The following is a 12,874-nucleotide window of genomic DNA, read 5'->3' as shown; positions in this document are numbered from 1 at the left end:
TATGTTTGATCCATTAGACACTATCAAGCTTGGTCCCGCTCAACTTTCTTTGACGATGATTTCATACATCATTTGTGCTGCAGTATTTTATGGTATTTTAAGTTACCTACTTAAGCAAACGGATTTAAAAGGAGAACGGGAAAATATATTAAATCTAGTAACCACAACTTTTGTTATTTTTTTAGTCGTATATAAGCTGTGGCCATTTATTTTTTCTCCTTCATTACTATTGGATCTAAGAAATTTAATCTATTATGCTGGAGGTCCAGGTGCATTTGTTGGAGCAGGTACAATAAGTTTAGGTTTTTTTATTGTTAGTTGGATAAGGCAAAGGTGGAAAATACAATTAATTGACCAATTAAGCATTTCTGCTTTTTGTAGTGCGATTATGTATTCAGTTCTATTAAAAGAGGTTGGACAACGTAACCATCTTGATTTTGGTTGGAAGGTTGAAGGTGTTTATTTTCATCCTGTTAATGTTTACGAAGCTTTGTTATTATTAGTATTCCTTTTCTTTACGCTTCAATGGACAAGAACCAATGGAATTGGAAAATCAACCATTTTATTAGTAATTACGTTTATTTTAGTGAAAAGCTTGCTTGTCCCATTTCAAATCAAGTAATATAGACATGGATATGCTATAATTAAATTTATCGTTACAGAAAGGAGGCTAGCAAATGACAACATCAGTTTTACTAACAACTATTGGTGCAGCGATGATGGCGACATTAGCTATCATTATTCGTTTAAAAGCAACGAAAAAGCCTGCATCGATAAAGAAGATCGTATTACCTCCTTTATTTATGTCGACAGGTTTTTTAATGTTTCTATATGAACCAACAAGGCCTGCACCGCTTCAAGTTCTAGAAGCACTTTCGGTGGGGATGCTTTTCTCAATATTATTAATAAAGACATCAAAATTTGAAATAAAAAACCAAGAAATTTATTTAAAGCGATCAAAAGCTTTTGTATTCATTCTAGTTGGCCTACTTATCGCTCGGATTTTATTTAAAATTATTATTGGTGATTCAATTAATGTTGAAGAGCTCAGTGGAATGTTCTTTTTGTTAGCCTATGGAATGATTATCCCATGGCGAATTGCAATGTACCTCTCGTTTAAGAGAGTCGAACAAGAACTGAAGAGTAGTACCGAGAAAACAATGGTGCCAGCTGAAACATAATAAAAAGGATGGAATTCAAAGTCCATCCTTTTTATTATGGGTCCAAGTTATTTAAATAGTGCTTGATATGGTGAGACATCAATTTGCTTTTCGTGTAATTTTTTTAATAAGAATTTATGATCTCGTTTTGGTGTTGCCAGAATATAACCCCTAACAACAAGTTCTTCCGTTATTACTCCCGCTTTTTCTTCAATGGCTAGTTCACCAATTTTTCCTGCAATTTTTTGTCGAGCTACATCGCGGAAAAGTTCTGGAACTGGGGAAACAAGTTCCTCTAAAAGTTGTTTCATATCGTCAGGCCACAATTGGATTGTTTCTTTAATATAATGATCCTGCCAATCTAAGATTGACATGCCATCTTCTTTTGGTAACTTCTTTAAGAACTTCCTAAACATAAAATAACCACCAATAAACATAACTGTTACTAAAAATATTGTCCAAAAAACGATAAACCACATAAACCATGTAGACATATAAACACCTCAAATACATTCATCTAACCATTAAATATTAACATAATGGGAGGTGAACATAAAATATATTTTACTCATTCACCAATTTTCTATAAAATAGAACATTGAGGTGGTTAATTTATGTTATTTGAAATCTTAATGTATGCACTCCATTTATTTATTTCTATGATCTTTTTTATCTTAATTCCTCTACCTGTCATCATACATGTGATGGTAACTGAAGGTTCAGGACGTATCCATTTGGTCTTAAAAATTTATAAAAAGATTATAATGATTGCTCACGGTGCGTTAATTGTTATGTTTGTAACAGGTGTTCTGCTAAGATTTGATCTTTCACTATGGACAATCATTGTTGTGGTCGTTTGGGTAATTATTGGGGCTTATTTAGGATTAACAGCAAAATTTGTTCGAGAATCATTGGAATCGATTGAAAATAAGCAGTCGTTCGAGGAGCCAGTTAATAAAGTAAAAATGTTTAGTACTTTACTTATGCTAGCTATCATTGCGATGTTTATTATAAAATTCACAAATTTCTTAGGCTAAAAAGCGCTTTTTTTATAGCTGTTTTCGTAAACTTTTTTGCTATTGACTAAAATCAAAAAAGAGGCAAGGCTTTCCTTGCCTCTAATATTTTTATCCTTATTTTACATAAGCTGTTCCTACAATAACGAGTAGGATGAATAATACGACAATCAGCGAAAATCCTTTACCTGCTCCGCCGTGATAGCCGTGAAACTGTGGTGCTCCATAGAAATTCATAAATGGATGCCTCCTTTTGTTAGTTTCAATATGAGTATATGTAAAAGTAACTCTGATGGGTGGGCGCGTGTCACGAATGCGGAAAGAATAGGCGAATAACCATACTAAAAATGAGTTAAGGAGGATTGGGTTAGTTATTCCATCATTTGGTTACATAAAACAATGTGTCCTGACACAAGTTATAAGTACATCATACAAAGGAGGTCATTAAAATGGCAAACAATAATAGTTCAAACAAATTAGTAGTACCTGGAGTTGAGCAAGCCCTAGACCAAATGAAGTATGAGATCGCACAAGAATTTGGTGTGCAATTAAGTGCTGATGGCACGTCTCGTTCAAATGGATCAGTTGGTGGAGAGATTACAAAGAGATTAGTTCAAATGGCTGAACAACAATTAAATGGTAATCCCACAAAATAATTTTCCTGATCACACCTCCAATAATTAAATAAATATGGATTTAAGAAGTAGGTATACTGCCTACTTCTTTTTATTTGCTGTTTTTGTAAACTTAGTTGCTATTGAACCGTTAACCAAGCTTACGTTTGTTAACGGTCCAATAGCTCTGAGCAACAATCTATGAGAAAAGAGTCTTAAGAAAAAACAATTAAAAAACCGTGCTACCAACAAATGGGTGAAGGTTTTCTAGGGAGGAGGTAGCACGGAATTATCGTCAGAATTACGTAAAAGACGAATTCAAAAAACGTTCATTCTAACGATTGAAATTATTTTACACAAATATCCCAAAAAATAATCTTAAGCCATAGTTTTTGTAACTATGTTGCTATTGAACCGTTTTAGCGATGAGTGAAGAAGCACAAATATATCAGTCTTGAGACGGAGCTGGAATTAAACCTTAAATAGGATTAATTTACCAAAAGAAAGTTATATAATCTCAATGAAATAGAATATATTAGTTCGTGAGTAGTAGGTCTGTATTTATTAAACGGAGAAATGGGCGGGGGGAAAGGTTGATGGGTTGGTTAAAATTTTTATTAAAGCGTAAGTTAATTGTCGGTTTGATGGTTGTTTTTATTTTATTTATTGGAACATATGCAACAACAAAGTTAGATCAAGAGCTAATGCCACCTATTACATTTGACGGTGCTGTTATACAAGTTGATGCGGGGAGTATGACGACACTAGATATTGAGGAGCGTGTAACGACCCCGATTGAACAAACCCTTCTTGGTATTGACGGAGTGGAAAGCTTTCAATCGTCTTCTAGTGTGGGTAATAGTACGATTACGATAGAGATTGAAGAAGGACGTGGAGAAGAGGTAGCAAGTGAAGTTAAATCCATATTAAATGGGTTAAAGGCGCAACTTATTGGTGTCAATGACATTTATGTTTTTCCTTATTCAATGAACGGGACGTATGAATTCTTTTTGGATATTTCTAATGGTGATAAGGAAGATATGGCAGCCTTTGCTAGAGAGGTATTAGAGCCCCGCTTGGAAGCCTTGCCAGAGGTTCATGATGTTGACTTGGTCGGAATTGATCAAAAGGAAATTATCATTGAATTAAACCAAGATAAAGTTGATGAATTAGGAATTGATGTTCAACAGATGATTGGTTACATTCAACAATCAAATAATGAGAATTCGTTAGGTTTGTTAACAGGAGAACAAAATGAGCCAACAGTTCGTTGGAATACGTCAATCCACAATGTCAATGATGTAAAGAACATCACAATACCTACTGTCGATGGAATAAAAAAAATAAATGAATTTGCTTTAGTTTCAGAACAATCAAGCGAAAATTCAGCTGGAGTTTGGAAAAATGGAAGTGCTAACTTTATCCTTGTTCAGGTTAGCAGAGTTTCTGATGTAACTCAAATCGAGATGGCGGCCGCGGTAAGAGCTGAGATAGAAAAAATCCGGGCAGATGGTTTTGTTGAAGGATTTGATTTAGACGAAATTGTTTCTCAAGCAGACTATGTAACAGATGCCATTTCTGGTGTATCGCAAAATGTCCTAATTGGTGGGATACTGGCTTTAGTTGTACTGTTACTATTTTTACGAAATATAAGGGCGACACTAATTATCGGCATAGCTATACCTTTATCGATATTATTAACGTTTACGACTATGTTGTACTTTGATTATAGCTTTAATATGTTAAGTCTTGTTGGATTAGGACTTGGAATTGGGATGATGGTAGATGCATCTATTGTCATACTTGAGTCCATCTTTAAGAAAAAAGAGCAAGGTCTAGGAAGTTTTGAGGCTGTTATAAAAGGCACAGGCGAAGTGTCAACTGCTGTATTAGCTTCAATGTTAACAACAATTGTTGTATTTTTACCTATTGGGTTACTCGGCGGAGAAGTTGGCAAATTTATGATTATTTTATCGCTCGTAGTTGTATTTACGCTTGTAAGCTCGGTACTTGTATCCTTTACATTAATACCAACTCTCGCAGAAAATTTCTTAAAAGTAAGTGATAAGGCTAAAAAACGTGGTGAAGGTAAAATTATCAGACAATACGGTAACTTAATTACTTGGATGAGTAGAAAAAAACGCTATCGCTATAGTATGATCACCTTATTTTTTATTATATTTGTGGGGTCACTTACGCTAGTCTCAAAAGTACCGATGATAATCATGCCAGACGTTTTTAATCGATATTCTGAAGTAATGGTGCAATTAGAAAGCGGAACAACACCTTCAGAGCGTGAAGAAATCGCCTTAGCCATATATGACAGCTTAAAAGGGGTACCTGAATTAACAAATACGGTTGTCATTGATAATGTCAATTCAATATATGCAATAATTAATATGACACCAATTGAAGAAGCAACTATAGAGCAAAGTGAAATTAATGAACAAATTTTATCATCAATCCGAACATTAGAAGAGAAGTACCCAGTCACAAGTGTTGGATCTGCCATGGGAATGGGCGGGGGCTTCCCTATCTCTCTCGAAATTAAAGGAGACGATTTTGGTGAGCTAGATCAGCTTTCACAGAATTTAATAAACGACTTAGAACAAATTGACGGATTAGTGGGAATAAAAGCAACTGGTGAAAAGTTATTAGAAGAAGAGGAAATCGTATTAAAAGAAAAACCTATCAAAGACGATAACCTAACTCCAGTACAAATTTCAAATTTGTTACAACCATTATTCATGAAGAGTCCGATTGGAGAAATAACCGCAGATGATAACACGACTCGATCATTATTTGTAACTACAGACAAACAAGTTGAACGTAAGCAAGAAGCTCTTGATTACAAAGTAACGACTCCAATGGGTGATAAAGAAAAACTTTCTAAATACATCGGTTTTAAGAATAACACCGTTCCAGCTCAAATTGATCGAAAAGACGGGGAACGTTATGTTACCGTTATTGCAGACTTAGAAGGCCGTGATCCCGGTTCAGTAAATCGTGATATTCAACAAGTGCTTCAAGACTTTCAAACACCAAATGGATATTCTGTTTCTATGAGCGGTGATCTCGAAGCACAACAAGAAGCTATGCAGGAAATGTTAATTATTTTAGGAATCGCTCTATTCCTTGTTTATGTTGTAATGGCTGTCCAATTTAATAGTTTAAAGCATCCGCTTATTGTTATGTCTATCATTCCTATGACCATTACAGGAGTTATTTTAGGGTTATTCATTACCCAAATGGAGTTAAGCATCATGTCGGCAATGGGTGTTGTCATGTTAATTGGGATTGTCCTAAACAACGCCATTTTATTGATCGATCGAACGAAGCAGCTAAGGAACGCCGATTATCAAGTTGCTGAAGCTGTGATAGAAGCAGGTAAATCAAGGCTAAGACCGATATTTATGACGACATTAACAACAGTAGGTGGAATGCTACCATTAGCACTTGCGACAGGTGTTTCAAGCAGCTATCAATCGCCGCTAGCAACTGTCGTTATTTCAGGATTACTCTTTGCGACGATGATCACACTAGTGCTTATTCCAGCCGTCTATTTATTATTTGAGGATATTACACGAGGGTTAGGAAGGCTAAAAAAACGTAAAATCACTCAAGTAATTGTTGATAAAGCTGGAGAAACAAAGGGAAGCTTGTGATAAAAACATATTCAATAGCAAGAGAGCCAAACCGAGAGCAGACTCTGCATCGGGATTGGCTCATTTTTTTATTTTTACTCTATCGTCCAATATGTTTAATTGAGTTTTTAGTAAATAACCATTCATTCTAAAGACTTAATTTTAATATAAAAATAAACAGACTAAATGTTCAGCTTTATCATTTTTAGAGCTAGTCCTAGTCAATTATATACTTATTTTCTTGCGTTGAGCCAATTTGTATTATTTTTAAAGGAAAAAAGTCTATGTAGTCTCAGTAATTTTAAATACAAAAATAACCAAATTAAGGAAAAACTACTATCTTTTCGAGGCTCGAAGGAACTCTTTCTCCCTTATGGAATATTTAGCATGTCGGAATACATTCGGCTTCGCTCTATAGTTCTTTTCGGCAAAATAACGAATGGGAGTGTTTTTTTATGAAAAAGAAAAAGGTAGTAAAAACATTAGGAGCAATGTTGCTTTGTACATGTTTATTAGCACCAACATTTACACCTAGTGTATTCGCTCAAGAAACAACTTCTCATCACCACGATTACTCTATTTCAGGTTTTATGACACACGAACAGATGGCAAAAAGACTTGAACAAATTGAACGAACAAGTCAAGGTCGAGTTCAGGTTGAAGTAGTAGGCGAATCCAACAGAGGACGAGACATTTATACAGCACGAGTCGGAACAGGGGATAAAGTTGTATTAATCCAAAGTGAGATCCATGGGAACGAAAAAACAGGAACAGAGGCAATTATGAACATGCTTCAACAGCTTGGAAATAACTCACGACAATCTCAAAAAATTCGTGACGAACTCACTTTAGTTTTCATGCCAAAAATGAACCCAGATGCAGCTGAAATGGATAAACGACGAAATGATATGACGTGGGCTGAGGTTGTAGAAGCCTTTCCTCAACTTGCAGGTGCTAGTGCTCCTGCTTGGAATTACCTTGCTAGAGGCATTAGCCAAAGCTATGATTATGGAGCAAATCCCGGATTTGATGTAAACCGTGATTTTAATCCAGATTTAAATTATGTTCCGAAAGCCGAAGATTTTCCTGGAAGATCATCAGCACCTGGGTGGTTTATTACACCAGAAGCACAAGCTTCACGTGATGTATATAAAAATCTTTTAGAGGAGTTTGAAAATGTTGATGTATTTGTTGACCTTCACCACCAGGGGATATATTACGTAGAAGGAACAGATGACAGAGTTACTTTATCAATTTCAGGTCAGTTTGTCCCAGACCCTAATAGTACGGATGGGGCTAAGTATAAAGAATTTGCCGATAAATATAACTATGACTTCTCAAGACAATTAAATGTTGCAGTATACGATGCGTTAAATAGTATGGGTAACTCACCGTTTGGAAATGTAACACTTTACTCTCAAGGACTGGATCTGCCAGGTACTGCTCTAGGGACTTATGCGTTAAATGGTAGTGGAACGGTTCTATTTGAAGTAACTGGACAAACGCAAAGTTTCGGCCAAAAAGAACGTGGTAAGCTCGTTAAAGCAGTGGAACGTGGATTATATGGAATTATTGACGGTATGGTTGATGGTTCAGTATATGATATTGATCCTGAAGAGTATGAAGATATTCCACTTACTTCAAGATGGCCAGCAAGCCGAGATGGGTTTTAATATTAGAAAGGCAAAAACAACCGTTTTCAATGAAGATGGTTGTTTTATTTTTGACTAAATTCTGTGGAATTACTAAAAGGTACGCTATCTGAGTTGATATTACTTTGTAAAAACTAATCCTCGAATGGCTTTGTAAACTTTGGTAATACTATTTCTTGAACTGATAACCAAATCTTTTGGGGGTATCTTGAGATAAAAGGAGTTAACTTCATGAATCTACAAACAGGTATTTATTATTGGCCTACTACACTCAAAAATCCACCAACATATTCTAATCTACAAGAAGATCTTGATTGCGATGTTCTCATTATTGGTGGTGGAAGTTCAGGTGCCCAATGCGCCTATTATTTAGCAGATTCTGGCTTGAATGTCGTTGTTGTCGAAAAGAATACGATTGGAAGTGGAAGTACTACTACCAATACAGCTATCATTCAATATTCTGGCGAAAGATTGTTTTCTGATTTAGTCAATAGTTTTGGCAGACCTTATGTCTCAAGGCATTTACAGCTATGTAAACAAGCCATTAATGATATTGAAGTGGCTTCTTCGCTCGGGGATATTGACTGTGAATTTACTAGAAGAGATTCATTTTATTTTGCAAGCTATAAAGAGGATGTACAAAAACTACAAAAAGAATACGACTTACTTGTTGAGGAAAAATTTCCAGTCGATTTTTTAACAGCTGACCAAATTGAAGACCGCTATCCGTTTAAAAAAGATGCTGCTCTTTATTCTTATGGTGACGGAGAAATAAATCCAATTACTTTTACTCATAATTTATTTGATTATGCTGCAAAAAAAGGAGTAAAAATCTTTGAACATACCGAAGTGAACGGAAAGAAGTTTGAACCAACAGAAGCTACCATTCGAACTAAAAACAATCACTACATAACTGCTCGTCATGTCATAGTTGCCTGTGGATACGAAGGAATCGATATTAAAAAAGAAAAGAAAGCTTCCTTTGTCAGTACTTATATCGTTACAACAAAACCAGTAGAGGATTTTTCGTCATGGTACAATAAAACCTTAATTTGGGAAACAGCACGACCGTATACCTTTGTTCGTACTACAAAGGATAACCGTATTATTATCGGTGGTTTAGATGAAAATACACCCTTCGCAGAGGTGCGCGATCGTAAATTAATCAGTAAAAGAGATAAGCTTCTTCTTGAATTCAACAAGCTTTTTCCTGATATAAAAGTTGAGCCAGAATATTATGCAACAGCTTTTTATGGGGGTACAAATGATGGCCTCCCTATCATCGGAAGATATGATGAATATCCAAATTGTCACTTCTTGTTTGGCTTTGGTGATAACGGAACTGTATATAGTATGATTCTTTCAAAAATCATTTCTGATGTCATTGTAAAAGGTAGTAGTCCAGATTTAGAGCTCTACTTGCAAAATCGTCCGATAAAACCAAATTAAACATTGACTAAAAATAAGGCTGTGTTTAAGTGAAAAAACCAACAATATGTTTTGTAAAAAAACTGAGTGAACTCACTTAGTTTTTTTACTTTATTGAGTTTAGAACTATGTTTACTAGTGAGTTATCATATATTTTGTCTTACCCCTGTTTTCTTGGAGTAATAACATTTAACAGTAATATGAATACTGCAGTTAGTATACTTTTACTAACAAAAATAACCTCCATCAATCTTAATTGAAGAAGGCTACAGACGAGTTTATATCTAGAGGTTTCGCAAATAGGTCTCCCGAGGTCACCATCAAAACCACCCATAAGACCTCGTGACACAGATTTATAACCAGTTGTGAAAAAACTTAGTTTGGCGGGACTGTGTGGGAATCGAACCCACCAGAGACAGCACGTGCCTCTCGAGAGGTTTTGAAGTTCTATATGGTCTATACTTTATAGCATCAAAGAGTGCTGTATAGTGCTTTGTATTAAGCTTTTGATATTTTATTGTGATCTTGAGTATCGTTAAATTTTTTAATTTGGGCACCAAACTCGGCACCGGTTTTACAGTAAAAAATATATCTTAAAAAATAACGAAACTGTTTCTTATTTTTTGTAAACTTCTTCAAAGTTGAATTGCTTTGGTATTCAATTGAAGAGGTTGTCTTTAGTTTTTCATTTTTACACAGTTTGACTTAAGATTTTTTGTAAACAAAAAATCGGATGTAAACTAAATTAACTTTTTGAATAAGGAATAATTCTTATGGGGTATATTATTGTTAAACTTAAGGAAGTGATTATCATAGAGCAATTATTATTAATTGCAGTTGTAGCTTATTTTACACCAGCTATAGTTGCAGATGTAAAGCAAACAAGGTCTGGTCAGGGATAGGGTGGATTATTGCATTAGTTTGGTCTCTAACAAAAGCATAAAGTAGTTAAGGTTTAAACACCCTGACCATAATAACGAAGGTGGTCTTTTTTATGTTGTTAACCCACAGACAACGAAAAGATGAAAACTCACAAAAATATACCACATGAGATCATAAAGAGAAGTTGAATTGAAGAGAAAAATCAAACAATCTAAGTTGCCCTCTTAGGACTTCCATACGCACAATAATGATCAATATCTAATACTAAATTGCCTAAATGCTTATAAATAATAAAATAGCATCCCTCAGTGCTTTAGAATGGTAATGTAGAAAACTGTATTTCTCATATAAGCAATTAGGACTATACTTTGTTTCCTGAGTAAAGATTAGATTTAAAGGTATGAAAATTATCTTTTAAGCTAATTTGTATAGTTTTTTTATTTTGTCGCCTTAGCTAAATTGGTTAGAGCAACCGGTTTTACACCCCTTTAACTGTGTGATTTGTTGGTTCAAGTCTAACAGGGGATGCTAAAAAGAAATTATAAACCTCTTTGATACAGAATAATAATTTATTAGAGAGGAGTGTTGTTATTGTTAGCTGTGATTATGAAAAGTGGGGTTATTTATAAGTTAAATTGGACTTTGTATGAGTTTTATGAAGAAATTTTTGATGAAGAAAATTGTTTAATTAATGGATTTGTTGAAATTTTTAGCGATGTTGTTATTAATCCTCATCATATTGCATCTATTGAAGTATTTGATGACTAAAATTGTGAGGGGTTGATACTATGTTATACAAAAAAGGAAATAAATCTGTTGTTGAAATTGTCGATAGTATAGTTAAAACAGGCAAGGAAGGAAGATAGTATATATTTATTGATAGAAAAGATAAAAATTAGTTGCAGAGAAAATAAATAAAAATTGGTCGGGAGGGAAAGTAGGAATAATAAGTAAGAGATAAGAAAAAACAGTTGAAGATTATTGATCGTATTATTAAATCAGGACAGAAGTGTTAATGCATTAAGGGAGGCTACTCAATTGTTAAGAGTGGTCTTTTTTAGTGTGTTAATAAATACAAAGAAAGTGGAGGTGTTTAACCACTGAGAGAAATCTATAACTCCAATTAAGACTATTAGATTGTTGAAAAAATTTAAAACAATAAATATAGGCATGGTAATATTTATTTTATTTTTTATTAACGTATAGATTCACTATCCGATTTTACCGATTGGGGATTGGTGATTAATTAGAGATATGTATCTTAAAAATTATTCATTACAATTGATTTTTTTAATCCTTTTTCGTATATCTAATACTTCTATTCTTTCTAAATATCTAACACCGGATAAATCCAATTGTTCTTCTGTGTGTAACTTTGCTTGGTATAATTTTTTCATTTGTAATTATCCCTATATCTAGATTTTAGATATTTTATCTCGAACTAACTATTTAAGTGTAAAAGTAACTAATTTTACAAAAAAAGCATTTTGTTTCTTTACACGAATGTTGTTTGTTTATGGCAATCTAGTTAGAATGGTATATATTAGATTAGGAGATGTTCATATGACACGCATATTTTTAAATGGGATCATAGCAGTTTTTTTGGTGTTTTTATACGGTTGCTCAACTGACACCCTTCATACTGAATCAAAGTATAATGATGAAACTCAAAATGAAATCGCAACAAACGAAGAGACCTCAAACTCTAACTCAATTGAAACAAGTGAGAGTGAAATCACGGATGATGTGGGCGTGTTTCCTAATAATGACACACCTGAAGAAGCGAGTGAGTCAGTTTCACTAGAAGAGATGGAACTCTTGAAGGAGACACTTAGGTACTTTATCTTTGAGGATTACATGAGTAGTCCTGATTACGGATACGCCAAGGGAATTAATTGGTCTGAGGCTTTTTTTAACAATCTAACTGCTGAAGAGGTTTGGGATCTAATAGAGGAATATAAAGAAATAAACAACGGTGAAGAAGGAACTTTGTTTGATCAAGCTTTATACCTTTCTGTGAATGCGCCGATAAAAGATAATTGGGAAGAACTTTTTTTAGAGGAATGGAATAGCGGTCCTTATTCAGATGAGAACACGATTGAGACAATGCTTGATAAAGGCGATTCGGTTTGGATTTACACAGAAAGTGTACCTTATACGGGTGAAGAAGAAAATTATCCGATCATTATTCTTTTTAAGAACACGGGTCATTGGCGTGGATAGACAATTCATCTATGCTTCCTGAAATCTGAAGCCACTATTAATAATGCAAATTAGCAAAAAGTTCTCTCACAAAAATAGTAAGAGAACTTTTTAACGTAAGTCGGGGAGGTTCATTAGTGACGAACTATTTCGGATGAACGTGTTGTTAACGTACCCCTCGTATCTAGCTCCCCTGCTAAAATCTTAAACCTTAATCGTGCCTACTCTGGAAGATAAATCAACAAACTTATTCCCGCCAATGTAAATACCCACATG

The 12,874-nt window shown here is 34.4% G+C and carries 12 protein-coding genes; 10 read left to right on the top strand and 2 right to left on the bottom strand.

The window, feature by feature from the left end; translation table 11 throughout:
- The first annotated feature begins 1 nt into the window (after window position 1).
- Complete coding sequence (locus GKP30_RS02980; RefSeq protein ID WP_216827882.1) at window positions 2-622, top strand: hypothetical protein; 621 nt, start codon at window positions 2-4, stop codon at window positions 620-622.
- A 55-nt stretch (window positions 623-677) separates the two neighbouring features.
- Window positions 678-1,181: a CcdC family protein gene (locus tag GKP30_RS02975; protein ID WP_216827881.1), complete on the top strand. Its 504-nt coding sequence runs from the start codon at window positions 678-680 to the stop codon at window positions 1,179-1,181.
- Window positions 1,182-1,228: 47 nt separating this feature from the next.
- Here the strand turns inward: GKP30_RS02975 and GKP30_RS02970 are convergent, their stop codons facing one another.
- Window positions 1,229-1,654: a DUF2621 domain-containing protein gene (locus GKP30_RS02970; protein WP_216827880.1), complete on the bottom strand. Its 426-nt coding sequence runs from the start codon at window positions 1,652-1,654 to the stop codon at window positions 1,229-1,231.
- A gap of 120 nt (window positions 1,655-1,774) precedes the next feature.
- Here GKP30_RS02970 and GKP30_RS02965 point away from each other — a divergent pair, with 120 nt between their 5' ends.
- Window positions 1,775-2,197: a hypothetical protein gene (locus tag GKP30_RS02965; RefSeq protein ID WP_216827879.1), complete on the top strand. Its 423-nt coding sequence runs from the start codon at window positions 1,775-1,777 to the stop codon at window positions 2,195-2,197.
- A 96-nt stretch (window positions 2,198-2,293) separates the two neighbouring features.
- Here the strand turns inward: GKP30_RS02965 and GKP30_RS02960 are convergent, their stop codons facing one another.
- Window positions 2,294-2,413 (bottom strand): YjcZ family sporulation protein, encoded by a 120-nt coding sequence (locus tag GKP30_RS02960; protein WP_216827878.1) that lies wholly within the window; start codon window positions 2,411-2,413, stop codon window positions 2,294-2,296.
- A gap of 212 nt (window positions 2,414-2,625) precedes the next feature.
- On the opposite strand from GKP30_RS02960, the gene GKP30_RS02955 reads away from it, so the two are divergent.
- The 7 genes from GKP30_RS02955 (at window position 2,626) to GKP30_RS02930 (ending at window position 12,619) form a co-directional block, all read left to right on the top strand.
- Entirely contained in the window at window positions 2,626-2,832 is a 207-nt protein-coding gene (locus GKP30_RS02955; RefSeq protein WP_216827877.1) for an alpha/beta-type small acid-soluble spore protein, read from the top strand.
- Between the two features lie 554 nt (window positions 2,833-3,386).
- Window positions 3,387-6,455: an efflux RND transporter permease subunit gene (locus GKP30_RS02950; protein WP_216827876.1), complete on the top strand. Its 3,069-nt coding sequence runs from the start codon at window positions 3,387-3,389 to the stop codon at window positions 6,453-6,455.
- Between the two features lie 434 nt (window positions 6,456-6,889).
- Complete coding sequence (locus tag GKP30_RS02945; protein WP_216827875.1) at window positions 6,890-8,107, top strand: M14 family zinc carboxypeptidase; 1,218 nt, start codon at window positions 6,890-6,892, stop codon at window positions 8,105-8,107.
- Window positions 8,108-8,317: 210 nt separating this feature from the next.
- Window positions 8,318-9,535, top strand: coding sequence for an NAD(P)/FAD-dependent oxidoreductase (locus tag GKP30_RS02940; protein WP_216827874.1), 1,218 nt, complete (start codon window positions 8,318-8,320; stop codon window positions 9,533-9,535).
- Window positions 9,536-10,287: 752 nt separating this feature from the next.
- Window positions 10,288-10,416: a hypothetical protein gene (locus GKP30_RS23710; protein ID WP_268884653.1), complete on the top strand. Its 129-nt coding sequence runs from the start codon at window positions 10,288-10,290 to the stop codon at window positions 10,414-10,416.
- A gap of 571 nt (window positions 10,417-10,987) precedes the next feature.
- On the top strand, window positions 10,988-11,164 hold the full coding sequence (locus GKP30_RS02935) for a hypothetical protein (RefSeq protein ID WP_216827873.1): 177 nt from the start codon (window positions 10,988-10,990) through the stop codon (window positions 11,162-11,164).
- A 795-nt stretch (window positions 11,165-11,959) separates the two neighbouring features.
- Window positions 11,960-12,619 (top strand): hypothetical protein, encoded by a 660-nt coding sequence (locus GKP30_RS02930; RefSeq protein ID WP_216827872.1) that lies wholly within the window; start codon window positions 11,960-11,962, stop codon window positions 12,617-12,619.
- Window positions 12,620-12,874 lie beyond the last annotated feature (255 nt).

Source organism: Alkalihalobacterium elongatum (assembly GCF_019024285.1).
Classification (GTDB): Bacteria; Bacillota; Bacilli; order Bacillales; family Bacillaceae_F; genus Alkalihalobacterium; species Alkalihalobacterium elongatum.
The sequence above is the reverse complement of the archived record's forward strand: the minus strand, read 5'-3'. Positions and strand labels throughout refer to the sequence as shown.

Excerpts from the sequence above, each read along its gene's own strand:
- GKP30_RS02975 (WP_216827881.1), top strand. The coding sequence starts at position 678 with ATGACAACATCAGTTTTACTAACAACTATTGGTGCAGCGATGATGGCG.
- GKP30_RS02930 (WP_216827872.1), top strand. The coding sequence starts at position 11,960 with ATGACACGCATATTTTTAAATGGGATCATAGCAGTTTTTTTGGTGTTT.
- GKP30_RS02945 (WP_216827875.1), top strand. The coding sequence starts at position 6,890 with ATGAAAAAGAAAAAGGTAGTAAAAACATTAGGAGCAATGTTGCTTTGT.
- GKP30_RS02940 (WP_216827874.1), top strand. The coding sequence starts at position 8,318 with ATGAATCTACAAACAGGTATTTATTATTGGCCTACTACACTCAAAAAT.
- GKP30_RS02970 (WP_216827880.1), bottom strand. The coding sequence starts at position 1,654 with ATGTCTACATGGTTTATGTGGTTTATCGTTTTTTGGACAATATTTTTA.
- GKP30_RS02955 (WP_216827877.1), top strand. The coding sequence starts at position 2,626 with ATGGCAAACAATAATAGTTCAAACAAATTAGTAGTACCTGGAGTTGAG.
- GKP30_RS02965 (WP_216827879.1), top strand. The coding sequence starts at position 1,775 with ATGTTATTTGAAATCTTAATGTATGCACTCCATTTATTTATTTCTATG.
- GKP30_RS02950 (WP_216827876.1), top strand. The coding sequence starts at position 3,387 with ATGGGTTGGTTAAAATTTTTATTAAAGCGTAAGTTAATTGTCGGTTTG.
- GKP30_RS23710 (WP_268884653.1), top strand. The coding sequence starts at position 10,288 with ATGGGGTATATTATTGTTAAACTTAAGGAAGTGATTATCATAGAGCAA.
- GKP30_RS02960 (WP_216827878.1), bottom strand. The coding sequence starts at position 2,413 with ATGAATTTCTATGGAGCACCACAGTTTCACGGCTATCACGGCGGAGCA.
- GKP30_RS02980 (WP_216827882.1), top strand. The coding sequence starts at position 2 with ATGTTTGATCCATTAGACACTATCAAGCTTGGTCCCGCTCAACTTTCT.